The 23,724-nt window shown below is 52.1% G+C and carries 25 protein-coding genes and 1 other RNA gene; 19 read left to right on the top strand and 7 right to left on the bottom strand.

Annotated features, from left to right (window positions below):
* Positions 1-9 precede the first annotated feature (9 nt).
* Positions 10-594 carry a 5-formyltetrahydrofolate cyclo-ligase gene (locus IDAT_RS08680; protein ID WP_034732870.1) on the bottom strand — a complete coding sequence of 195 codons (585 nt, stop codon included), beginning with the start codon at positions 592-594 and terminating at the stop codon, positions 10-12.
* Between the two features lie 52 nt (positions 595-646).
* Here IDAT_RS08680 and IDAT_RS08675 point away from each other — a divergent pair, with 52 nt between their 5' ends.
* Positions 647-2,206 (top strand): amidohydrolase family protein, encoded by a 1,560-nt coding sequence (locus tag IDAT_RS08675; RefSeq protein ID WP_034732869.1) that lies wholly within the window; start codon positions 647-649, stop codon positions 2,204-2,206.
* A gap of 16 nt (positions 2,207-2,222) precedes the next feature.
* Here IDAT_RS08675 and ssrS read toward each other — a convergent pair.
* Both ssrS and IDAT_RS08670 read right to left on the bottom strand, forming a co-directional pair.
* Positions 2,223-2,405: non-coding RNA, 6S RNA (gene ssrS / locus IDAT_RS13170), on the bottom strand.
* 14 nt (positions 2,406-2,419) lie between these two features.
* A complete protein-coding gene (locus IDAT_RS08670; protein WP_034732868.1) occupies positions 2,420-2,728 on the bottom strand; it encodes a cell division protein ZapA in 309 nt (102 codons plus the stop codon).
* Positions 2,729-2,873: 145 nt separating this feature from the next.
* On the opposite strand from IDAT_RS08670, the gene IDAT_RS08665 reads away from it, so the two are divergent.
* The 4 genes from IDAT_RS08665 to IDAT_RS08650 are packed head-to-tail and all read left to right on the top strand — an operon-like array spanning position 2,874 to position 7,091.
* On the top strand, positions 2,874-3,443 hold the full coding sequence (locus IDAT_RS08665; protein ID WP_034732866.1) for a UPF0149 family protein: 570 nt from the start codon (positions 2,874-2,876) through the stop codon (positions 3,441-3,443).
* A 20-nt stretch (positions 3,444-3,463) separates the two neighbouring features.
* Positions 3,464-4,771 (top strand): Xaa-Pro aminopeptidase, encoded by a 1,308-nt coding sequence (gene pepP / locus IDAT_RS08660; protein WP_034732865.1) that lies wholly within the window; start codon positions 3,464-3,466, stop codon positions 4,769-4,771.
* Positions 4,753-5,955: a 2-octaprenyl-6-methoxyphenyl hydroxylase gene (gene ubiH, locus IDAT_RS08655; RefSeq protein WP_034732864.1), complete on the top strand. Its 1,203-nt coding sequence runs from the start codon at positions 4,753-4,755 to the stop codon at positions 5,953-5,955. Before pepP ends, ubiH begins: the two co-directional genes overlap by 19 nt.
* Entirely contained in the window at positions 5,955-7,091 is a 1,137-nt protein-coding gene (locus IDAT_RS08650) for a UbiH/UbiF/VisC/COQ6 family ubiquinone biosynthesis hydroxylase (RefSeq protein WP_034732862.1), read from the top strand. Before ubiH ends, IDAT_RS08650 begins: the two co-directional genes overlap by 1 nt.
* Here IDAT_RS08650 and IDAT_RS08645 read toward each other — a convergent pair.
* Positions 7,072-7,932, bottom strand: coding sequence for a LysR family transcriptional regulator (locus IDAT_RS08645; protein WP_034732860.1), 861 nt, complete (start codon positions 7,930-7,932; stop codon positions 7,072-7,074). The two genes, IDAT_RS08650 and IDAT_RS08645, sit on opposite strands and share 20 nt — an antisense overlap.
* A 152-nt stretch (positions 7,933-8,084) precedes the next feature.
* Here IDAT_RS08645 and gcvT point away from each other — a divergent pair, with 152 nt between their 5' ends.
* Genes gcvT through gcvP form a run of 3 tightly spaced genes read left to right on the top strand, consistent with a single transcriptional unit; the run spans position 8,085 to position 12,499 of the window.
* On the top strand, positions 8,085-9,161 hold the full coding sequence (gcvT, locus tag IDAT_RS08640; protein ID WP_034732858.1) for a glycine cleavage system aminomethyltransferase GcvT: 1,077 nt from the start codon (positions 8,085-8,087) through the stop codon (positions 9,159-9,161).
* A 30-nt stretch (positions 9,162-9,191) separates the two neighbouring features.
* Positions 9,192-9,581 carry a glycine cleavage system protein GcvH gene (gene gcvH / locus IDAT_RS08635; protein WP_034732855.1) on the top strand — a complete coding sequence of 130 codons (390 nt, stop codon included), beginning with the start codon at positions 9,192-9,194 and terminating at the stop codon, positions 9,579-9,581.
* Positions 9,582-9,613: 32 nt separating this feature from the next.
* Positions 9,614-12,499, top strand: a complete 2,886-nt coding sequence (gene gcvP, locus IDAT_RS08630; RefSeq protein WP_034732853.1) for an aminomethyl-transferring glycine dehydrogenase — start codon at positions 9,614-9,616, stop codon at positions 12,497-12,499.
* A 134-nt stretch (positions 12,500-12,633) separates the two neighbouring features.
* Here the strand turns inward: gcvP and IDAT_RS13375 are convergent, their stop codons facing one another.
* Entirely contained in the window at positions 12,634-12,801 is a 168-nt protein-coding gene (locus tag IDAT_RS13375; RefSeq protein ID WP_169740491.1) for a hypothetical protein, read from the bottom strand.
* Between the two features lie 70 nt (positions 12,802-12,871).
* The gene (locus IDAT_RS08625; protein WP_034732851.1) at positions 12,872-13,585 is read right to left on the bottom strand and encodes a zeta toxin family protein; all 714 of its coding nucleotides are present in this window, start codon (positions 13,583-13,585) and stop codon (positions 12,872-12,874) included.
* A 207-nt stretch (positions 13,586-13,792) separates the two neighbouring features.
* Here IDAT_RS08625 and IDAT_RS08620 point away from each other — a divergent pair, with 207 nt between their 5' ends.
* From IDAT_RS08620 to IDAT_RS08605, 4 genes are all read left to right on the top strand, one after another.
* Positions 13,793-14,110 (top strand): DUF2845 domain-containing protein, encoded by a 318-nt coding sequence (locus IDAT_RS08620; protein ID WP_034732849.1) that lies wholly within the window; start codon positions 13,793-13,795, stop codon positions 14,108-14,110.
* Between the two features lie 123 nt (positions 14,111-14,233).
* Positions 14,234-14,536: a hypothetical protein gene (locus tag IDAT_RS08615; protein ID WP_034732847.1), complete on the top strand. Its 303-nt coding sequence runs from the start codon at positions 14,234-14,236 to the stop codon at positions 14,534-14,536.
* Positions 14,537-14,636: 100 nt separating this feature from the next.
* A complete protein-coding gene (locus tag IDAT_RS08610; protein ID WP_034732845.1) occupies positions 14,637-15,203 on the top strand; it encodes a hypothetical protein in 567 nt (188 codons plus the stop codon).
* An 88-nt stretch (positions 15,204-15,291) separates the two neighbouring features.
* Positions 15,292-16,047 carry an abortive infection family protein gene (locus tag IDAT_RS08605; protein ID WP_034732843.1) on the top strand — a complete coding sequence of 252 codons (756 nt, stop codon included), beginning with the start codon at positions 15,292-15,294 and terminating at the stop codon, positions 16,045-16,047.
* Between the two features lie 193 nt (positions 16,048-16,240).
* Here IDAT_RS08605 and IDAT_RS08600 read toward each other — a convergent pair whose 3' ends face one another.
* Positions 16,241-16,657, bottom strand: a complete 417-nt coding sequence (locus tag IDAT_RS08600; protein WP_034732840.1) for a hypothetical protein — start codon at positions 16,655-16,657, stop codon at positions 16,241-16,243.
* Between the two features lie 148 nt (positions 16,658-16,805).
* Between IDAT_RS08600 and IDAT_RS08595 the strand changes: the two genes are divergently transcribed.
* The 7 genes from IDAT_RS08595 (at position 16,806) to IDAT_RS08565 (ending at position 23,717) form a co-directional block, all read left to right on the top strand.
* Complete coding sequence (locus tag IDAT_RS08595; protein WP_211250593.1) at positions 16,806-17,213, top strand: type IV pilin protein; 408 nt, start codon at positions 16,806-16,808, stop codon at positions 17,211-17,213.
* Positions 17,207-17,689: a pilus assembly FimT family protein gene (locus IDAT_RS08590; protein ID WP_034732837.1), complete on the top strand. Its 483-nt coding sequence runs from the start codon at positions 17,207-17,209 to the stop codon at positions 17,687-17,689. Before IDAT_RS08595 ends, IDAT_RS08590 begins: the two co-directional genes overlap by 7 nt.
* Entirely contained in the window at positions 17,676-18,107 is a 432-nt protein-coding gene (locus IDAT_RS08585) for a prepilin-type N-terminal cleavage/methylation domain-containing protein (protein WP_034732836.1), read from the top strand. Before IDAT_RS08590 ends, IDAT_RS08585 begins: the two co-directional genes overlap by 14 nt.
* Positions 18,108-18,842, top strand: a complete 735-nt coding sequence (locus tag IDAT_RS08580; RefSeq protein WP_034732834.1) for a hypothetical protein — start codon at positions 18,108-18,110, stop codon at positions 18,840-18,842. It begins immediately after the preceding gene.
* Entirely contained in the window at positions 18,839-20,878 is a 2,040-nt protein-coding gene (locus IDAT_RS08575) for a DUF4097 family beta strand repeat-containing protein (protein WP_156099504.1), read from the top strand. The genes IDAT_RS08580 and IDAT_RS08575 overlap by 4 nt, the downstream gene beginning before the upstream one ends.
* Entirely contained in the window at positions 20,879-22,084 is a 1,206-nt protein-coding gene (locus tag IDAT_RS08570; RefSeq protein ID WP_034732831.1) for an NRAMP family divalent metal transporter, read from the top strand.
* A 97-nt stretch (positions 22,085-22,181) separates the two neighbouring features.
* A complete protein-coding gene (locus IDAT_RS08565; RefSeq protein ID WP_034732830.1) occupies positions 22,182-23,717 on the top strand; it encodes a S10 family peptidase in 1,536 nt (511 codons plus the stop codon).
* Positions 23,718-23,724 lie beyond the last annotated feature (7 nt).

Raw genomic sequence — 23,724 nt, 5'->3', positions numbered from 1 at the left:
TATACAGTTTTAGCCCCGAAAGTCCCACACTTTTGCGGGGGTAATCACCCGTGGTAGCGGCACATCCCAAGGCGCATGGGGCAAGGCTTCAACGTACTGGCAATCAAACGCTAACCCGATGGGCTGAAGGTCAGGTAACAAGCCCTGATGCCACGCGGCGAGGGTGCGATCGTAAAAGCCACCGCCCATGCCGAGTCGGTTCCCGTGCGCATCAAATCCTACCAGCGGCACTAGCAATACTCGTAACGCACTTAACGGCACTATGTCGGGGCAGCGCAACTGTGGCTCAGGAATGTTGTAGGTGTTGGCTTGCCAGCGGGTTTGCGGGTGCACTTTCAAAAACAACAAATGTTGCAAGCTGATGGGGTGCAATACCGGCAGTGCAAGGCGATGTTGCAGTTGCAGCTGCTGATTCAGCGTTTGGGTGGGGAGTTCGGCACGCACGCTGTAATAGCTGCCAACCGTCGTACTTTGTTGCAGCTCGGGCAATGCCAGCAAGTGGTCACTGACCTGTTGCGCTGCCGCCTCACGCTCTGCGGTACTTAGCGCTTGACGCGCGGCAAGGAGCTGTTTTCTGAATTGCTGTCGTGGCATGGCGCTGCTATTCTGACTCTCTTATCAACCTCTTCTAAAGGTGAGTTATAGCATGATTAAACAGCTACTGACCATGTTGGTCTTAAGTGTTGCCTTAACCAGTCAAGCCATCGCGGCGCCACCAAAGGCTCCAGCCCGTGGCGACCAAGGTGAGGGCCCTTATGAGCGCTTAATTTTGCGCGGCGTCAACTTGATCAACGGTGAAGGCGCGCCGATGCAGGGTCCGGTCGACATTGTCATTGAAAATGATCGCATTACCAATGTGGTGAGTGTCGGCAATCCCGGTGTGCCGATTGTTGGTAAGCGGCCGGAAGCGCGCCCTGGCGACAAAGAGATGGACTTAACCGGTCACTACGTGCTGCCGGGTTTTGTCGATATGCACGGTCACATTGGCGGTTCAGCTGAGGGTATTCCGGCCGAATATGTGCTGAAACTGTGGCTGGCGCATGGCATTACCACAGTGCGCGAGCCGGGGAGCTTTAACGGCCTGGAGTGGACTAAATGGCACCAACAACAGTCAGCTGAAAACACCATTGTCGCGCCGCGGATTATTCCTTATGCCGGCTTTGGCATGGGTAGTTCGGAGCCGATTTTTACCGCCGAGCAGGCGCGCGAATGGGTGCGTGACATCAAGCGCCAAGGTGCCGCTGGCATCAAATTCTTCGGTGCCCGTCCGCAAATTATCGCCGCAGCACTTGATGAAGCGAAGCAGCAAGAGCTTGGCACTATGATGCACCATGCACAGCTTAATGTGGTACGCACCGATGTGGTCGATTCGGCGCGCATGGGTTTAGGCAGTATGGAGCACTGGTATGGTTTACCTGAGGCGTTATTTACGGACCGCACCATTCAGGATTACCCAGCGGATTACAACTACAACAACGAACAAGACCGCTTTGCCGCCGCTGGCGAATTATGGAAGCAGGCCGCAGAGCCAGGTTCAAAGCGTTGGCAGCAAGTACGTGACGAGCTGATTGAACTCGATTTCACCATCAACCCAACCTTAACCATTTACGAAGCCAGTCGTGACTTGATGCGTGAGCGCCAAGCGATTTGGCACGACGAATACACGCTGCCGCAATTGTGGGAATTCTTTGAACCCAGTCGTTATGCGCATGGGTCCTACTGGTTTGATTGGACGACCGATGAAGAGATTGCTTGGCGCAAAAACTATCAAAAGTGGATGGCGTTTTTGCAAGACTTTAAAAACCATGGCGGCCGCATCACCACAGGTTCAGACGCAGGTTATATCTACAAAATTTATGGCTTTGGCTTGATTCGTGAGTTCGAATTGTTGCGTGAGGCTGGCTTCAACGCCTTAGAAGTGGTGCAAGCTGCAACTTTGAATGGCGCTGAAGCACTTGGGATGGAAGCCGATATTGGTAGCGTCGTGCCGGGTAAAAAAGCTGACTTGGTGATTGTCGCAGAGAATCCGTTGGCGAACTTCAAAGTGCTCTACGGAACTGGTCACTTTAAGCTGGATGAGAACAATCAACCGATGCGCACCAAAGGCGTTCGTTACACCATCAAAGACGGTATTGTTTACGATGCGCAGGAATTATTGGCTGATGTTCGCCGTCTCGTCGAGCAGGCGAAAGCTGCCGACGAATAGGATTCAATAAAAGGGGTGATCACCCGAGATGCCGCTGCGTGCCTTGGCCCTTGAACCCACTGGTTCAAGGCGGGGCGCAAATTCACGGCCGTAGGCTTCTCGATACAGGTCGAGCTTGCACAATAGCCGGTCAGTGAGCCCCTTTACTGATGACATCGGCTCAGGGACATTAGCGTGCTGGCGCACATCCCAGGCGATCCTAACTGTCAAATTTTAGCGTCGCCCTGGACGTTGTTCGGTGGTGACTTGTTCCAGGGTTTCTTGCAGCAGTTTAATCTTTTCTTCTAACTCACGAATGCGCGCTTGCTGTTGCTGCTCGAGCAAGGCGCTTTCATGGCTCAGGTTCAACGCCGCCATCACCGCAATTTGTTCTGGATGGCTGAGTTTCGTTGCTTGTTTAATTTGTTCTAAGCGTTGATTGAGCTTATCCGCAGCTTGTTGCAAAGCCACCTCTTGCCCTTGGGGGCAATTCACCTTGTAGTGACGGTCCATCAATTTGATGTCCATGGTGCGTTGGCTCATATCGATCAGTTCCCTTTGCATTGCTTGGTGCCTATTATGACATGCCTAGAGGGGCGTTGTCAGCTAGCCTGTCGACATTGGTAGTGGTAGGATGTGAACCTATTTAAGTAAGAATACATATGACGATAGACCAAGAGACTAGATTATGACCAGCAGCTCACAACGCTATGATCGCCTAAGTGAATTTTTTGAACGTCAGGGTTTGCTCTCGAGCGCCGCTGAAGTGCACGGCTTACTGACCGGCATGGTCGCTGGCGGAGCTAGCGTGACTGGCGATGAATGGCTGTTATTGCTGAGCGATTTGATTCATGAAGGGCAGCCCTTTTCTAGCGAAGTTAAAGATCAGGTAAAAGAGCTCGCTGGTGAAGCCTGTGCTAGTTTACGTGACCCCGATTTAGGCTTCCAACTGCTGTTGCCGGGCGACCATGAGCCGCTATATGAACGTCTGCAAGCGCTTACTGCTTGGGTGCAGTCGTTTTTGGTTGGTTTTGGCGTGAATCAGACGAATCTTGCTGGGCTGTCTGCCGACTTGCGCGAAGCCATCGACGATATGGTTGAAATTGCCAAGCTAGAAATCGAAGTCGAAGATGATGAAGACGCCGAGCGCGCCTACTTTGAAATCATGGAATATTTACGCATTAGCTCGATGCTGTGTTTCAACGAATTGGGACAAGATGGCAACGGCGAGTGCAAGACCAACAAAACTCTGCATTAATACCCAATAAAGAGGTAGCGATGGAAGCCTTTGTACAGCGTCGCCAACGGCTGTTAGCAATGTTGGCCGAACAGGATGCCGCTTGCCTTGCGATTATTCCAAGTGCCAGCCTCGTCACCCGCAGTAACGATACCGAATACCCGTTTCGCCAAAACAGCGACTTCTTCTATTTGACCGGTTTTAACGAGCCCGATGCGGTGTTGGTACTGGCACCCGATGCAGAATTGCCGGTGCAGCTGTTTTGCCAGCCGAACGACCCACATGCGGAAGTTTGGCATGGTCGCCGCTTAGGCACCGCGCGCGCTGTGGCCGAATTACAAGTCGACGTTGCGCACAGCATTGATGACCTTGATGAGCAGCTACAGTTCTTAATGAACGGCTGTAAAACCGTGTTTTGCGACCTTGGTAACAGCGAATGGTTGCAGCATTGGCAAGCGTTGGCAGCGGAGTTAGCCAGTCAGCGCAAGCAGGGCAATCAAGCGCCGCGCCAGTGGCATGATTTAGCGCCGTGGTTGCACCGCGAGCGTATGGTGAAATCCGCGGCGGAGCTTGAATTGATGCGTAAGGCTGCGGCGATTAGCGTGGATGCTCACAAACGCGCGATGCGCTTTGTGCAGCCGGGGCGTATGGAATATCAAGTGGCCGCCGAAATTCACCATGAATTTGCCATGCAAGGCGCTAGTGCGCCGGCGTACGGCACTATTTGCGGCGGTGGGGCTAACGCGTGCATTTTGCATTACACCGAGAACAGTGCCGAATTGCGTGACGGCGATTTACTGCTAATCGATGCAGGCGCAGAATACCAAGGCTATGCGGGTGATATTACGCGCACCTTCCCAGTGAATGGGCGCTTTAGCGAGACGCAAAAGCAATTATATGAAGCAGTATTGCGTGCGCAACAGGCGGCATTTGCGGTCATTAAGCCCGGTGCGACCTTACAGCAAGCCCATGAAGCGGCGGCGCGCTCGATTACTGAAAGCTTAGTGGCGCTGGGTATTCTCAGCGGCGACGTTGAAGAGCATTGGCAAGCGCAAAGCTACCGCAGCTATTTTATTCATGGGCTGGGCCATTGGCTTGGTCTTGACGTACACGACGTAGCAGATGAGCTGCAAAATTATAAGGCGATTCCGTTTGCGCCAGGCATGGTCATCACTGTTGAACCGGGCATTTATATTCCCGCCGACGACCTTGAGGTGGCCGAACAGTGGCGCGGTATGGGCATTCGCATAGAAGATGACGTCATCATCACCGCTGATGGCTTTGAAAACATGACCGCAGCGGCACCGAAAACTGTAGAAGAGATCGAAGCGTGGATGCAACAGCAGTAACTCAGACCATTGTGATTGCTGGGGGTGGCCTGGTAGGCTCGCTGACGGCGTTATTGGTGGCTCGGCAACGTCCTGATTTACAGCTGATGGTGGTGGAACCGACACCAGCCGGTCCAGTGCCGGACAAGCGCACTATTGCTTTAGCGGCAGCCACCGTCGAATTGCTCGAGCGCGAAGGCTTGTGGTCGGCAGTGGCTGAAGCTGCCGAAGGCATTCAACACATTCATGTGAGTGACAAAGGCTATTGTGGTGTCACCCGCTTACACGCCGAACAAGAAGGGGTGCCGGCGCTTGGCCAAGTGGTACCAGCAGCGCAACTGAATCGGGCGTTGTTCGATGCGCTGGCGCAAATGCCGAACGTAGAATGGCGCGCAGAACATCAAGTCAGCGATTTTAGTTACAGCGCTGACCATGTCACTGTTGAGCTGCAAGGGCCGCAACACACCGAGTCGGTGAGCGCTTGCTTACTTATCGGTGCCGATGGCCAGCGCTCGCTTGTGCGCGAACGTGCAGGCATTGCGCAACAAACCACCGACTATGGCCAAAGCGGCATTATCGCCACCCTAGAGCTCGCCGAAGATCTCAACGGTTGGGCTTATGAACGTTTCACTGACACCGGCCCTGTTGCCTTGTTGCCGTTACCAAACCGCACTGCCTCGTTGGTATGGAGTGTCGAAACTGAACACGCTGACGCGATCATGGCCCTGCCAGAAGCCGAGTTTGTGCGCCGCGTGCAACAGGTGTTTGGCTATCGCGCCGGACGTTTTACTGGGGTTAGTGGCCGCATCGCCTATCCGTTACAGTTGCATTTAGCGGAGCGCAGCGTCGCCCATCGCACGGTGATTATCGGCAATGCGTCTCATACGTTGCACCCGATTGCGGGGCAGGGCTTTAACCTAGGCGTGCGCGATGCCATATGCTTAAGCCAGCAACTAGCACAGAGCACAGATCCCGGCAGTTACACCACGCTCGCTGACTATTGGCAGCTGCGTGCGGCGGACTATCAACAAATTATCGGATTGACCGATGGCCTGGTGCGCGGCTTCTCAAATCACTATTGGCCACTGACTAAATTCCGCAACTTAGCTTTGCTAGGTCTTGATGCTTTGCCGCCACTGCGCCATGCGTTTGCCGCGCGCACCATGGGCTTGGCGATGACTCGCAACTGGCAAGGAGGCAACTAATGCAGCATTTTATTGTGGTTGGCGGCGGTATGATCGGATTGACAGCGGCGCTTGGGTTACGTCAGCAAGGCCATCGCGTGACCCTGCTTGAGCAGGGCGCAGCACCGACCTACACCGACACTCTTGAGCTGCGCGTTAGCGCCATTGCGCATTCGAGCCGCCGCTTGTTGCAGCAGCTCGGGGTCTGGCAAACGCTACCGAGCCATCGTTTGGGGCCGTATCAGGCGATGGAAGTATGGGACCATGATAGTTTCGGTCGTATCGCCTTTCATGCCAGCGAAGCCAACGCCACCGACCTAGGGGCGATTGTCGAGAATCGCGTGTTGGAACAACATTTATGGCAGCGTGCGGCAGCCGCAGGCGTTGAGTTGCATGAAAACGCCAGCGTCAGTGCGCAGCAAGTAACCGCCGAGCGGGTTTGGGTCGAAGCCAACGGCCAACGCTTTGATGGCGATTATCTGCTGGCCGCCGACGGCGGTCGTTCGCCGTTGCGCCAAGCTGCTGGCTTACCGCTGACCTTTTGGGATTATCAACAACGCGGTTGTGTGGCGGTCATTGAGTGTAGCGAACCCCATGGCGGCTGTGCCCGTCAGGTGTTTCTACCCAGTGGGCCAGTGGCCTGGTTGCCGCTCGCAGATCCGCATCAGGTTTCGTTGGTGTGGTCGGCCGATACCGCCGTCGCCGCAGAACTTGAAGCCCTTGACGACAGCGCTTTCGCCAAGCAACTGCAACGCGTCAGCGACCAGTGCCTCGGGCAGCTAAAAGTGGTGTCCAAACGTGCATCTTTCCCGCTGCGCATGCAATACACCCAGCGTTGGCTGCAACACCGCTTGTTAGTGCTCGGCGACGCCGCCCACACCATTCATCCGCTGGCTGGGCAGGGCGCAAACTTGGGCTTTGGCGATGTCAGCGACTTGCTTAAAGTGACCGCCGAAGACTTTACCCAGCGCGAGCTCCGCGAGTGGGAACGCACGCGCAAATTGGCGGCGGTCGAAATGATTAGTGCCATGGAAGCCTTCAAACGCGGTTTTGGCACTGCACACCCATTGGCAAAACTCGTTCGCGGCATTGGCCTGAAATTCGCCAATAGCTTCGGCCCACTGAAACGCCAGCTGATTAAATCCGCTCTTGGATAAACTGCGCCAGTTGCTGGGCTGCTGAATTATCGGTGGCCCGCATCGCCAGCATTACGCCCACTTCGCCGAGTTCTGGTAGCGACACATTGTTAGGTCCGCGTTGTAAGCGCTCCAAATGATTCGGCACTGTGCTTTGCGCCAGTACCGTCAGACCCAAGCTACTCTCAATTGCTGCGGTTAAACCGCTAAAGTCGCTATTGGTGTAGGTAATGCGCGATGCAATGCCCGCATCACGCAACGCACGCAAGGCGCGGCGTCGATAAATGCAGCCGTCAGGTGCAACCACCAAAGGCAAGGGCTCAGGCAGTAAGTAACTCTCCTGATTGCCGACCCACACCAAAGGCTCTTGGCGCAGCTCTAACCATTGCTCGGCGGGCATGCGGGCGGCGTTCGCGGCCTCGGTCAAGGCAATAATAACGTCGAAGGCATCCGCTTGCTGAATCAGTTGCTTACTCAGCCCCGAGGTAACCTCGAGCGCGACATTGGGATAACTTTGCGCGAACTGCCCAAGTACTTGCGGCAGCAATTTACTGGCAAACTCACTGGTGATACCCAAGCGCACGCGACCACTGAGAGTTGGTTCGGTCAGCCTCGCAATAATTTGGTCGTTGAGACTAAGCATGGCGCGGGCGGTGTCGAGTAACTCGGTGCCTGCGGTCGTGAGCTGAATGCGGCCACCACTGCGGGCGTATAAACTGACGCCAAGCTGCTCTTCGAGGCGCTGCAGTTGCAGGCTGATCGCCGGTTGTGAACGACCTAGTTGTTGCCCTGCTGCAGTAAAGCTCTGCAGCTCGTAGACACTAACAAACGCCCGTAAGGCATCCAGAGGGAGCTGTTGCACCGGAATTCCTCGCAAAATTATTTGAATTTACAATAGCGCACGAAACTTTATTAACAATGCAAATAATAGCATAAGGAATATTAATTTGTTGCTAGCGCGTCGGGGCTTTATAATTGCGGGCACTTTTTACTCCGCAACAGGACGATGAAGCTATGGCAAATCGCACTCCTCTGTACGACGCGCACGTGAAAGCTGGCGCAAAAATGGTCGACTTTCATGGTTGGGACATGCCGCTCAACTACGGTTCGCAAATCGAAGAACACAACGCAGTACGCAATGACTCTGGCGTGTTCGACGTATCGCACATGACAATCGTTGATGTTGCGGGTCTTGATGCGAAAGCTTTCTTACGTAAGTTACTCGCCAATGACGTTGCGAAACTCAGCATTCCTGGCAAAGCACAATACAGCAGCATGTTGAACGAAAAGGGCGGCGTTATCGACGACCTGATCGTGTATTTCTTCAGCGACACATCGTATCGCTTAGTCGTTAACTCAGCGACGCGTGAACGTGACGTTGAATGGATCCAAAGCGTTGCACGTAACTTCCAAGTAGATATCACCGAGCAACCGACGCTTGCCATGGTTGCCCTGCAAGGTCCAAAAGCCGCAGCTAAGCTGAAACTTATTTTAGGCGACGACTTTGCCGCAGTAGATGGCATGAAGCCATTTATGTCAGCACAAGTCGGCGACTTATTTATCGCGACCACCGGTTACACCGGCGAAGCAGGTTACGAGATCGTATTGCCGGCTGCCAACGTAGAAAAACTTTGGGACGACCTCCTCAACGTGGGCGTCCAACCATGTGGCTTAGGCGCCCGTGATACCTTGCGCTTAGAAGCAGGTATGAACCTTTACGGACAAGACATGGACGAAGGCATTACGCCACTCGAAGCCAACATGGGCTGGAGTGTCGCGTTCGAACCCGAAGACCGTGCCTTTATTGGCCGTGAAGCACTCGAGAAGCAAAAAGCCGAAGGCCACGACAAGCTCGTCGGCTTAGTGATGCGCGAAAAAGGCGTCTTACGCCATGGACAAAAAGTCGTGGTTGAAGGCGGCGAAGGCGTCATCACTTCTGGTACTTTTTCGCCGACCCTTGGCTTCTCGATTGCTATGGCACGCGTGCCGTCGACCGTAGGCGAAACCGCCGAAGTGGAAATGCGCAAGAAATTCGTTACAGTTAGCGTGGTGAAGCCAAGCTTCGTCCGCAATGGCAAAGCACTCGTTTAATTACAGAACAACCTAGTTGAGGAACGCAAAATGAGCACTATTCCAAAGGAATTAAAGTACGCATCAACCCACGAGTGGGTGCGCAACGACGGTGACGGCGTATTTACCGTAGGTATTACTGAGCACGCGCAAGATTTGTTAGGCGACATGGTGTTCGTGGAATTGCCAGAAGTTGGCGATACCGTTGCTGCTGGCGACGACGTGGCGGTGTGTGAATCGGTAAAAGCAGCATCTGACATCTACGCGCCAATCGCTGGTGAAGTTTTGGAAGTCAACGAAGACCTCGAAGACGCTCCTGAAACGGTTAACAACGACCCGTACGGTGATGGTTGGTTGTTCAAAATTAAAGCTGAAGACCCAAGCGAAGTAGAAAGCCTACTCGACGCAGAAGGTTATCAAGCAGTTATCGACGAAGATTAATTTGGCCACCCGGATAAAGGGACACGAAGTAAATGACCACAGCTACGCTTAAGCAGTTAGAGAATCATGGTGAGTTCATCAGTCGTCACATCGGTCCAAGTGCCGATGAGCAAGCAGAAATGCTGGCGGAACTAGGTGTTGATTCACTAGAAGCATTGACCAAGGACACGGTACCGGGCGCGATCCGTCGCGACCCATTTTTGCAAGTTGGTGAACCGTTGTCAGAAGTCGAGGCGCTAGCCAAGCTGAAGACCATCGCCAGCAAGAACAAAGTACTGACCTCGTTCATTGGCATGGGCTACTACGACACGCTCGTACCGAACGTGATTTTACGCAACGTGCTCGAAAATCCGGGTTGGTATACGGCCTACACGCCGTATCAGCCAGAAATCGCCCAAGGTCGTTTGGAAGCCATTTTGAACTTCCAACAAATGACCATGGACTTAACGGGCCTCGATTTAGCCAGCGCTTCGTTACTCGACGAAGCCACCGCTGCAGCTGAAGCGATGGCGATGGCGAAGCGCGTCTCGAAGAGCAAATCGAACGCTTACTTCGTTGCCGATAACGTCTATCCGCAAACCTTAGACGTATTGCAAACCCGCGCCGAAATGTTTGGCTTTGAAGTGATCGTGGGCCCTGCGCACGAAGCCACCAACCACGACGTGTTCGGTGCCTTGCTGCAATACCCTGACCGTTACGGTCAATTGCACAACCTTGAGCAACTGATTGCTGACTTGCAAGCCGAGAAAGCAGTGGTTGCAGTGGCCGCTGACATCATGAGCTTAGTGCTGTTGAAAGCACCAGGCGAAATGGGTGCCGACATGGTGCTAGGTTCAGCGCAGCGCTTCGGCGTACCTATGGGTTACGGCGGTCCACACGCAGCATTTTTCGCTACCCGCGACAAATACAAGCGCTCACTGCCAGGTCGTATCATCGGTGTTTCCAAAGACAGCCGCGGCAACATGGCGTTGCGCATGGCCATGCAAACCCGCGAGCAGCATATCCGTCGTGAGAAAGCCAACTCGAACATCTGTACCGCACAGGTGTTGTTGGCCAACATGGCATCGTTCTACGCGGTGTACCACGGTCCACAGGGCTTGCGCACCATCGCTGAGCGCATCCACCGTTTGACCGACATCGTCGCTCTAGGCCTGCGCGACAAAGGCGTTGAAATCACCAATTCACAGTGGTTCGATACCTTAACCTTCAAACTCGACGGCAACGCAGAAAGCATTCTGGCCAGCGCAGTCGAGCAGGGCATGAACCTGCGTTACGACGGCGACAACCAGTTCGGCGTCAGTCTTGACGAAGCCAAAACCCGCGCGGACGTTGAGCGCCTGTTTGTGGCTTTGTTCGGTGCCGACCACGGGCTCGACGTTGACGCACTCGATGCGCGCGTCAATGGCGGCGAAGTGACCTCAATTCCAGCAGAATTGCAGCGTCAAAGCGCTATTTTGACCCACGAAGTGTTCAACACGCATCACTCAGAAACCGAGATGCTGCGTTACATCAAAAAGCTGGAGAACAAAGACCTCAGCTTGAACCACAGCATGATCTCGCTCGGCTCTTGTACCATGAAGCTGAACGCCACCGCAGAAATGATTCCGGTGACCTGGCCAGAGTTTGGTCAGCTGCACCCGTTCTGCCCGCAAGATCAAGCAGCCGGTTACTACGAACTGCTCAGCACCTTGTCAACTTGGTTGATTGACATCACTGGCTACGATGCCATGTCGATGCAGCCAAACTCAGGTGCACAAGGCGAATACGCAGGCTTGTTGGCGATTCAGAAGTATCACCACAGCCGTGGCGACACGCACCGTGATATCTGCTTGATCCCTAGCTCAGCGCACGGCACCAACCCAGCGTCAGCGCAAATGATGGGCATGAAAGTGGTGGTGGTCGACTGCGACAAAAACGGTAACGTCGACCTCGAAGACCTCAAAGCCAAAGCTGCAGAAGCAGGCGACAACTTGTCGTGCATCATGGTCACCTACCCGTCGACCCACGGCGTGTACGAAGAAGGCATCCGCACTATTTGTGACGTGGTGCACGAGCACGGCGGTCAGGTCTACCTTGACGGTGCCAACATGAACGCGCAGGTCGGCGTGACCTCACCAGGTTACGTAGGCGCAGACGTATCGCACTTGAACCTGCACAAAACCTTCTGCATTCCACACGGTGGTGGCGGTCCTGGTATGGGCCCAATCGGCGTGAAGAAACACTTGGCGCCATTCTTGCCAAACCACAAAGTCGTACCGATTCAGGGCACTGGCCTTGAGAACGGTGCGGTTTCAGCGGCACCTTTCGGTAGCGCAAGCATTTTGCCAATCTCGTGGATGTACATCGTGATGATGGGCTCACGTGGCCTCCGCGAAGCGACTGAAGTAGCGATTTTGAACGCCAACTACATCGCTAAGAAATTGAGCGGGCACTACCCGATCTTGTACAAAGGCCGCAACGACCGCGTCGCGCACGAGTGCATCATCGATTTGCGCCAGTTGAAAGACGCCGCTGACGTGGCCGAAATCGACATCGCCAAGCGCCTACAAGACTACGGCTTCCACTCACCGACCATGAGCTTCCCAGTTGCGGGCACCTTAATGGTCGAGCCAACCGAGTCAGAGTCGAAAGTCGAACTAGACCGCTTTATCGAAGCCATGATCTCGATTCGCGACGAAGTGAAGAAAGTCGAGCAGGGCGAATGGCCGCAAGACAACAACCCGTTGCACAACGCGCCACACACCTTGGCTGACATCACGGACGCTTCTTGGGATCGTCCATACGACCGCATGACCGCCGTCTACCCAGTGCCAGCCGTAGCCGCCAACAAGTTCTGGCCATCGGTCAACCGCATCGACGACGTGTACGGCGACCGTAACCTAATGTGCAGCTGCCCAGCGGTGGAAGATTATCGCTAACGGCTGCTGCTAGTTAGTTTCGTATGATGCCGAATGCCCTCCGCTTGGAGGGCATTTTTGTTTGTGGCAATAAAAAAGCCCCGAACTTTGAAAGGTTGGGGCTTTTTCGACAAATAGTTTACGAAGGATAGTGGCTAGCTGTTCGCCGCCTTTTTCTGACGCTCAACAACGGCATTTTGCTCTGCAATAGCACGGTCAATCACGCGTGCGTAAACGCGTTTTTTCTCACGCGATTTAGCGTTGTGCACGAAGTTCGATAGGTTCGAACTTTCTGTCGCTTTCTTTTTGAATAGTCCAAGCATTGTTGGTTACCTTACTATTTCTATGCTCTAACCCATCTTTGTACAGGTCTACTGTACCGTCAAGGGAGCGTTATTCTATCAGCTCTAAAAGCTGTTGGCGAGTGTACCGCTCTGTAATGTAGCGTTCTATCTCGTCAACGTTGTCATGGTAGAAGCGGGTGTGCCCCTTATTGTTTTTTACCAATAAATCTACCTGTATTCGACTGCCAAACTCACCTTTTAGTTCATTTACGACTGTTTGCGCACCTAAAAATTGGTCAACGAACACAGAAGGTTCAATTCTGCGACCTTCTTCTTTTTCACGTGCTTGAACAAACTCCCAAGCAAATTCAGGTTTCTGATAAACAAACATTATCAGGACATGCCTGCTTTTTTGCAACGAACGCTCGATGTTTCGATGCGCAATATCATAATTAGACAAGGTTCCATCTAGCAAAAACGACTGACCGTTTCTAAACGCGAAATCCAAGGTCCGTTCAACAATTAAAGAAACCGCCGACTGAAACAAATATGAATTACTACCTTGATACGCATCGAAATAGTGTCTGAGATCGTCAGGATCTAATCGTATGACGTTGCTCGCACCAATCTCTTCTAAAAATAGTTTGGACGCTTCGGTTTTTCCTGCTCCAGGAGAACCTGCCATAAAAACCGAAACAGGCTTTTTCTCAGCCGGAAACCGAAGCTTATCAGTGAGAGTTCGAGCAATTTGCGTTCGGTTCGTTTTCGCGAACATAACCGCCTGCGCAGCTATCTGTTCTTCATCTGGTGAGAGCTTTATCATCAGTTTGTCCTAAAAGATGTGCTTTGAGTGTGGCACTGACTTTTCTGCAGGTAAAGCCTTACTTCGTAGCATTCGACGTTGGACGCATTTTTGCCTGTGCTGCTTAGTCTGGTTTGCAGACAATGACTACTATGACTTTTGTGTAATTGCGCACATGTGATTCGGACGTTAACTTTATGTTTTTAAGTCTTGCATGGAGTGTTGGTTATGAAGTGGCTTTTAATCGTTGCTGTCAGCGTTCTGGTTCTTTATTCACCAACAGCAGAGAGCTGTTCATTTCGGATTAAAGGCGGCGACTTGATTCGCTGTGGCATGACCAAAATCGAAGTTATGGACAAAATCGGCAACCCCGATATGCGCGATCGCCAATCGATTGGCATCAACACCGGGTTTGGTCGTGGTGGCCGCACCGCCGAAGCATGGTCTTATGTTGTACGTGGTGACATCGGCGGCGAATATTACCTAACGGTGATTTTTTCCGGCAATAAAGTTGTGGAGATTGAGTCGCGGCAGGCACGGCGATAAGGGCTGCTTTGAGCGAAGAGCAGACATTGGACTTTCTGAACTGACAAGGTAATCTAGCTTCCAAGGAATCTGGCTTTGCACGGTAGATATAATAAGCTGTTATGTGTAAATTAGGAGAAAACTATGGATTGGGTTTGGACTTGGAGTGGTGAATCTTTTGGCTATTTTGATGGCGAAGATTTATGGACATATGATGGTCGCCACGTAGGAAAACGAAATGGCGATGAAATATATGGGAGCAAGGGACAATATCTAGGCGAGGTAATGAACGGGAATAGGCTAATCACCAACAATGCTAAGAGTTCATACCGAAGTTACTCATTCAGCCCATATGTTAATCGCGCAGGATACGCACGCTATGCAAATTATGCTGGTTATGCAATGTATGCAGGCCACAGTGATTTCCCGAACCCTGATGCATTGTAAACACACAGAAAGCGGCTTAAACATCCTAAACTACGTGTGCAGGCCCCAGCACTGAGTGCTTCGCTGTTTAGCCATGCCTTACAATCATTTAGGAGGGTAAGTGCTACCTGAAGATAAAATGCCAGAAGCTGAAGTTACTCTGCGTCTTGCTATTTCACTAATAGAAAGTGACCATGTCGTGGGTGACATCCAAGCGGCTATAGATGGGGCTCAGGTTAAGACAGGAAGCACCATTCACTTTCCGATTGTTGAATTTTTAAATGCACATGGATGGGAGAGTACAGAACAACGGGAGCAATGGCAGGCGAAATATTCCAATAAAAAATATTCTGCTTCAATTATTATTCACTCCAGCTCTGGCGAGGGTGATCTCGTTGCAGATCTTAAATCGGGTCAAAGGCTGCGGGTTGAATCGAAGAAAGGGCCACTTAAGCGCAGTAAGTCTTCCCAAGAATACCCTCTTATTAGGGAAGCAATTGGGCAGCTTATCACCGTCGAACATGCCGAAGAATCTGATGTCCTTGCTGTAGCGGTACCGAAATCCGAAAAATTTGATGCTCTTGCTGAACAGTGGCGAATCCGGCCTTTAATGAAAAGTACAGGGTTGCATATAATCACTGTTGGACGTGATAACTCTATATCTGGGTTAAGTGATGTCGGTATATAGCAAGGCACCCGTTCGGACGCGAACTACGCTAGGCTTCTTTTGCGCCGCACAGCTGAAACGTCATATATTTTCATAGGAATTTTTTACTTTGAATGGACTAGAGCATCTCGAAAATCAACTAGATAAAATTGAATATCTTCAGAATTTACTGGTTGCTAGAGCTACAGGCGGTGATGCAGATGACGGACACTATCAAATCATCAGACAGCAAATATTAACCTCCCCAGTTGTTTCGGAAATGATGCCTCGATGGTTAAAGACAAACAGAAATTTGTCCCAGTTCTGGGAGTTTATAAAAGCAAAATATCCTAGTTACGCAGAGCGTAGGCGCTTTATATGGGATGCTTTTAATCCTATATTAGAATTTGTCGAAAGTGGTCTAGAACACCCAGCAAAGAAGACAATTGATGAAGTTCTAAGTAATTTCGATTCTGAGAGTATTCATTTCGCATGGGCAAAGGCTCTTGAAAGAAGAGTTTCAGATCCTGAGGGTGCAATTACTATCTCAAGGTCAATGCTGGAAAGTGTTTGTAAGCACATTCTGGATGATAAAAGAGTCAGCTACAACTCTTCTTCAATTGAATTGTCAGAACTGTATAAACTGACGGCTAAAGAATTAAATCTTGCTCCCGAACAACATACTGAACAAGTATTCAAACAGATTCTTGGGGGATGCTCCGGTATTGTTAATGGTCTAGGAACACTTCGAAATAAACTAGGCGACGCTCACGGACAAGGTAAGTTGCCAGTAAAACCGCAAGCTCGACATGCAGAGTTGGCTGTGAATCTAGCCGGTTCAATGGCGTTATTCCTTATTTCGACGTATTCAAGTACCAAAATATAACAATATGCTGTAGCCGTTCGCTGGGACGCAAACATATGGGCTGCGTCACGTCGTTCTAAATTTTAGCTCATATGTTATCGCCCCTTATTGGAGTGTTATCACCGTCCGCAATTGGCACAAAGCAGCCAAAACCAACACGCGCCTGTAGCGACAACCTCACTAGCACCATCAACGACAAGAGGAGTCTGAAAGCTCAAACGTTCGTCAGTTTTACACCCAATGTCATGGGCGGAAAAACATGTCGTATGATAAGTTTGCGCCCATTCAGTAAAACGAGTTCAATTTGGTTAGTGGTGCCTTCTAGCAAATAATCAATCTGAGTCACTTGTTCGATTCGCGCGGGTAACTCGGGTATCTCGAACATCTCGGATAACGTTGTAGCTGTTGTTTCCGAGAGCATTAGCCCCAGCGCTGGGTAGCGTCTTGGTAACTCCACCTCGGTTGGCGTAATCGACAAAGTTGTGTTATCCGCGAATGCTAATTGCAACTCATAGCAAATTAGAAAGCCTTTGTTCGTATCATCCTGCCATGCGGGATGAATCTTCTCGTGACTTTCAGCAAGTCTCAGCGCTGTGAGATATTTTCCGCGTAAATGTGTTACATCAGTCATGGCTTCTCCTAACCACCGAAACATTATCTTACATCCCTGTGAGCATCGTTATATTGACAATGTGTTACATCTCGTCAAATATTGTAACAAATAAGAACGATTCTTATCTTTAAGCACTGCCTAAACAACTGACCTGCCGGAGGTCATTTTGCGCATACGTCATGGTTTTACGCTAGTTGAACTGATGATTGTATTGGTCATTGTCGCTATTTTGGCGGCGGTGGCGGTACCTAATTACAACGATTACGTTGAGCGTAGCTATGTAAATACCGCAAGCTCTGATTTGGTGACGCTGAGTTTGGCGTTGTCGAATCGTTTTCAGCGCGAGCTGACCTATCCTGCGGTGACCACGGATAGCACCAGCGAAACTGTAGCTGAGGTGAATGGCTGGGCGCCTGCTGAGAATGACTACTTTTCCTACACCATGACTTCGACGACTACAGGCTACACGCTGACGGCAACGGGCAGCGGCCGCTTAGATGGTTGTGTGTTGACGCTGCAAGACGATAACACGCGCACTATTGCTGGTGAGTGCGGAGGGATGGACGAATGGTAAGAGCGCGCCAACAAGGCCTGTCACTGGTCGAAATCCTCGTTGTGCTGGCGATTATTGCATTGCTGGGCTTGGTGGCGGTGCCCTTTACGTCAACGTGGATCGACGAGTCGCGGGTAGCCGAGGGCACCTCGATTGTGAAACGCGTGGTGAGTAAGGCGCAAGCGACGGCGCTGCGCAACCCTGAAGGCGTGATTGGTAGTGAGCCGGCGGCGGGTATAAAACGTGTTGGCGAGTTGCTGTTGGTGTGCAGTGGCGACCCTAGCTTGAGCGTGTGCAGCGACGGTGGTAGCGCTATGGTGTGGCGCGAAGAAATCCCCGATGGTGTCAGCATTACCTTAGCTGGCAATCCGATTACAACCCTCGATGTCAGTAATCAAGGGCGTTTACTTGATGGTTTTGGTCGTGTGCGTTCCTATGCATACGCGGTTTCTCGTGGTGGAGTGACAGATAATGATGCCGACAATGTCCTCTATTAAACCGATGCCGAAAACGCCAGCGGCGCGCATTCAACAGGGCTTGACCCTGATTGAGTCGCTTATTGCGGCGCTGCTACTGGCGATTTTATTTCTAGGGCTGGCGTATGTGTTGTCGCGTGGCATTGTCAGCCATCGCTACACTGTGGTGCAGAGTTTAGCGCTGCAAGAAGTGCGTGAGAACTTGCAACAGCAGGGCATTTACGACATCTGCGTTGATGGAGAAACAGCGGCCGCGCTGACCAGCTTGCCGAACAACGTGAACGTCGCAGTGAGCTGCACGACCAGCGATGTCACGGTGGATTTACCGGGGCTGGAACGTACGCTGGAAACGCATGAACTGAGCTTAGCGACTGCCGAAAACAGCACCACTGAGAGTTTGTTTGGTGGTAATGGCAGCGTCCTGTTTGCGGAGAATTAAATGATGAATCAGCAGCAGCGACAGTCAGGGGTTTCACTTATCAGTTTGCTGATCGGTTTGCTGATCGCCTCTATCGTGGTGGTCGCGATGATGACGGTGTATCAAACCAGTGTTCGCACCATGGTGAAATCTGCTGAGAGCGCGCGCTTACAAAGCGAGAGCTTATCGACGCTACTGACGTCGCATCTGAGCTTGCAGGGCGCGGGCTACGGCATGCCCATCGATGATTTGCTCGACAACCCGGACATGGCGATTGATTTCTCGGCGGCGCAGTTTAATGGCTCCGGCCGCTTAGTGACCGGCGGCCCCGGTATTGCTTTGGTGTGGCGCTATGGCGTCGATACCAATAACGATTTTGAGGTGGATAACTTTCGCTGCGAAGGTTTGTACGTAAGTGCCGACGTAGGTGTGGTACAGCTGGTTAGCAATAGTTCATGCAGCACTGCGCGGCGCGTTAGTTGGCCAAGTATTCCGTGGCTGCAAGTGCCGCTTGCTACGCCGTCACAGCTCACCAATTTAGACGGTGAAGACGCCGAAATTAATAACTTTTTTGTCAACCTCGAAGACCGCGATCCGCCGTGCTCACCCTTTGGCATGAGCGATAATGCATCGGTGCAGGGGGTGTTGGGTCGCCGTGCTGTTGAAGTGGGTTACCAACGCTTGGTAAATGGCAGCCCACAAACCGTATCAAGCACCACTTGTTTGGTGAATTTGGTGCCGGAGGGAGTGCTATGATGCAACGTCAACAGGGTGCCGCAACGGTACTCATCCTCTTGCTGGTAGGGCTAGCTGTGGTGGCCTCGGTGTTAATTGGCCTGCGCCAAATTTCAACGGCACAAGATAAAGCCGTAGCGCTGCATGCGCAAAGCCAAGCGCAAATGAAAGCCTGGCGCGGCGCAGAATTGCTTTATCGCTATTTTCAACAAATAGCGGTGACTGAAGGCGCCACTTGGGATGCCATCGAGGCCGATTTACTCAATGCGATTAGCACCACTAACGCCTCCGAAGGCGACATTCTCAATGGCGACCCGGCTGCCTTTATTCGCGCCGTAGCAACACCCGATCCGGCAATCGATGAGCATTATGTCACCGTCGATGTGGTCGCAACGTCAGGTGCCGGTGGTCCTGCGCAAGCGACCTCAACTTTACGCTTGGTCTATCTACTTGCTAGCGTCGGCGGCACACCGGGTGGGGCGCCAGCACTACCTGCGGTGATCAACTTCAATCGTAATCTCGAGTTGCGCGGCAATATCGACGTTATCGCACCAGAAGACGAACCCTATGTCATCAACGTGCGCGGCGACTTAACCACGCGCGGCAATAGTATTAGCGGTATTGATACCATTAATGCCGACGGCTCGATTGAAATTGGCAGTGGCTCGCGCTTTAACAAACTTAATGCCAACGGTGATATCAAGCTGACGGGCAGTGTCTCGGGTGAGCAAAATCTTTCGGCATTGGGCGATATCTGCTTAACGGGTGGCGCCTCGGCGAACGGCGAAGTCAAAGCCAACGGTAGTGTGACCGGCAGTGGTGGTGTGCAATTTGGTAATATCACCGCCTTGGGTGAAAGCGATAATCTATTGCACACCTTGCTGTGCTCACCGATTAACGTTGATTATCAGGGCGACAAGTACGCCGTTGATTTAATGGGCAACTCCTCGGCGCAGTCGGTCAAAGCGGGCGCCAGCGTCAAGCTGAACTCAGGCACTATTGGTAGCTTGCAAGCCGAGGGCGATTTGGTCACCACCAATTGGGGCGGCAACGTACAAGGCTCGATCGGTGGCACCTTCCACAATGGTGGCAATCCTGCCAACGATGCCCGCATCAACATTCAACCGGGGCTCGACATCGGCGTCGAGCCACTTGACCCCATTATCATCGAAACTGGGGCGTTTAACGCCTACCAATATGAATCCGAAGCGAACTACATCTTCCGCTATTTGAATAATCAGCTGCGGGTTGAAGTGAAAAACGTCAGCGGCATTCCTGATGGTCTCTATTATTTAGGCGACAATACCAGTGTCAACGGACCCAAGCGCGACCGCCTGTGTGTTCAGGGCAACTGTAACGGCGATTCTTACCCGTTCTGTGTCGGTTTCTCAGACTGGAACGGCTGCTTCAGCTACAACCGCCAACAAGAACGCCTCGACATTAATGGTCGCGGCATGGCGCCCGGTGTGGTCATGATTGAAGGTAACCTGAAGATTGGTAACGGCACCTACTTTAATACCTTTATCATTACCGGCAACGTCGAAACTGCGGGTCAGCATAAAAACTATGCACCAAACTACGCTGGTTACGATGGCGAAATTGACAACGTGACCTACGCGCCGCGCGGCATTTGCGCCAATGCTTATGTTGAGCATCACCCGCAGCAGTTCTGTAAAGCGGACGGCAGCTTTGATGCCGAAGCGTCGAACGGCATCGGCAATTACACCTACATGGTCGGCAGCGAGGTGAGTGGCAATTACAACGGCGGCAACATAGATTTTGGTGCATCAACCGAAAATTTTGGTAATGTACTGGCAGGTAACGAATTCAATAGCGCCGGCAGTTCCACCATTTACGGCTTTATCAGTGCGTTGGCACAAGGCGATGAAACGTTTAACCGCATGGGCGGCAGCACCACCATTGATGTTGAAGGGCTTCCACCTACCTTTGATCCGTTTGGCGGCGGTACGGGCCCGGGCAATGGTAATGGAGGCAACGGTTCAACCGGTGGCGCAGTGCTTGATCGCGTGGTTCTCCTTTGGTCAAGGTATCTCTAAGTGACATCCAGCAGTACCCGATTACAAACGCTTGGTCCCGGAATTATTCTTGCAGCGGCAGCAGTGGGCGCATCGCATCTCGTCGCTTCTACCCAAGCTGGGGCATTATTTGGCTGGCAATTGTGGTGGGTGATCCTGCTGGTCAATGTGCTCAAGTATCCGTTTTTTCGCTTCGGCGTCACCTACACGCTCACCCATAATGAAAGCTTAGTAAGTGGTTACTATCGTAAGCACAAGCTGTATTTGTGGGCGTTCACGCTGCTCAATCTGATTGCCGCGGTGGTGAATACCGCTGGGGTGCTATTGCTTACTGCAAGCCTGTTGCAACTGTTTGTGCCGCAACTGAGCTTGGCGCTGTTGTGTTGGCTGATTCTGTTCGCCTGTTTGTTGGTGTTGCTCGGCGGGCAATATCGCAGCTTAGATGCGATCTCGAAATGGATCATGGTGAGTCTCTCGCTCGCGACCGTAGTTGCCGTGGTTATCGCCTGGCAAAACCATGTGCCGCCGCCGGCAGAGTTTGTGCCACCGTCACCTTGGCAGTTGGCGTCGTTGGCGTTCTTGGTAGCGATGATGGGATGGATGCCGGTACCGATTGAGCTTTCCGCGATTAACTCGCTGTGGCTGCGCAGTAAACAAAAACTCACGGCGCTGACCCTGCGCGATGGCTTGTTCGATTTCAATTTAGGCTATTGGTCGACGGCGGTGCTAGCGCTATTGTTTTTAGCGCTCGGCGCACTGGTGCAATTTGGTGCGCCGCAACCGATAGCTATGGCCGGCACGCGTTTTGCCGAGCAGTTTGTGTCGATGTACGCCGCCACCATCGGCGAGTGGTCACAGTATTTGGTTGGTGCTATCGCCTTCTTATGTATGTTTGGCACCACCTTGGCCGTGCTCGACGGCTATGCGCGCACCTTGCGCGAAAGTCATCGGATTCTGGCAAAGCGCAAAACCAGCCTGCGCTGGTGGGTCATCGGCCAGTCCATTGCCGGTATGTTAGTGATCCTTTACTTTCAATCGGCGCTCGGGCCAATGCTCAGTTTTGCCATGACACTGGCTTTTATCACCACGCCCTTTTTTGCCTGGCTCAACTATATGTTGGTGCGGCGTCAAAACTTGAGTAAAGCCTTACATGCATGGGCGTGGCTGGGGCTACTTTACCTTGCCGGCTTCACCTTGGTTTACCTGTATTGGTTAGCCACGCGCTGATTATCTGCAATTCCATGACGTTGATCTCACTGCGCTTGTTCTTTGGGCTGACTTCCCCTTAAATGGAAGCACACTAAAAACAACGAGGTGAGATCCAATGAACTTCTTTTCCCAAGCACTTGGTGCAACTTGTGTTGCTGCCGCGCTGCTTATCGCACCAGCAAGCGTTGCGCTGGACGACCATGCGCTGCCGACGGCAACAATTGCTGCGGACGACGTGGTGGTAACTGAACATCGCGCCACCATTAATGGCGAGCGCTTCGAATACACCGCAACCACAGGCACGCAACCGGTCTTCAACGATGAAGGCGAGGCCACTGCGGCACTGTTTTTCACCTATTACGAACGCAAAGACGTGAAGAACCGTGAGAACCGCCCGTTGGTGATTTCGTTCAACGGCGGCCCAGGTTCAGCATCCGTGTGGATGCACATTGCCTACACCGGACCAAAGTCATTGCGCGTCGATGATGAAGGCTTCCCGATCATGCCTTATGGTGTGAAAGACAATCCGCATTCGATTCTCGATGTCGCTGATATCGTTTTCGTCAACCCGGTGAACACCGGTTATTCACGGGTACTGCCAAACGACAAAGGCGAAATGCCGTCGCGTGAGCAACAGCAAAAAATGTTCTTTGGCGTCAATGCGGACGTGCAATATCTGGCCGATTGGGTCAATACCTTTGTCACTCGCCACGAGCGCTGGCGATCACCGAAATACCTGATTGGCGAAAGCTACGGTACCACACGAGTCTCTGGCCTAGCACTAGAGCTACAGAACCGTCAGTGGATGTACCTAAATGGCGTGATTTTGGTTTCGCCAACCGACATCGGTATCGATCGCCAAGGCCCAGTAAAAGCGGCTAACCGCTTACCGTATTTCGCGGCGGCAGCTTGGTATCACGATGCGTTGCCTGCTGATCTGCAAGCAAAAGACTTGCTTGAAGTACTGGAAGAAGTCGAAGCTTACACCCTTGATACGTACCTTCCAGCCCTTGCCAAAGGGGCCATGTTACCAGACGACGAGCGTGACCAAGTAGCTGCACAAGTTGCACGTTACTCTGGACTGTCAGAGCAGGTGGTACAGCGCTCTAATCTTGACATCAGCACGTCGTTCTTCTGGAAAGAGTTGTTACGTGACCGTGGCCAAACCGTAGGTCGTTTGGATTCGCGTTATCTTGGGATTGACCGTAACGATGTGGGTGACAGCCCTGATTACAACTCTGAACTGACGTCGTGGTTGCACTCGTTCACGCCAGCCATTAACTACTACTTGCGTGAAGAGCTCGGTTACCAAACCGACGTTAAATACAACATGTTTGGCCCGGTGCATCCGTGGGACCGCAGTGGTGACAACACCGGTGAAAATTTACGCCAAGCCATGGCGCAAAATCCATACTTGAATGTGTTGATTCAATCGGGTTATTACGACGGTGCCACCAATTACTTTGACGCCAAATACACCGGCTGGCATATTGACCCAAGCAGAAAAATGGCTGACCGCATCGGTTTTAAAGGCTATCGTAGTGGTCACATGATGTATTTGCGTGCCGAAGATCTGAAATTAGCCAATGACGATTTGCGTGAATTCATCAAAGCAACTGTTCCAGCTGAAGGTGAAGCTGCGAAATACTAAACAACAA

Origin of the sequence: Pseudidiomarina atlantica, assembly GCF_000753735.1 — a bacterium.
Lineage (GTDB): Bacteria > Pseudomonadota > Gammaproteobacteria > Enterobacterales > Alteromonadaceae > Pseudidiomarina > Pseudidiomarina atlantica.
Note: the sequence above shows the minus strand (reverse complement) of the source record. Positions and strands in the feature narration are given on the sequence as shown.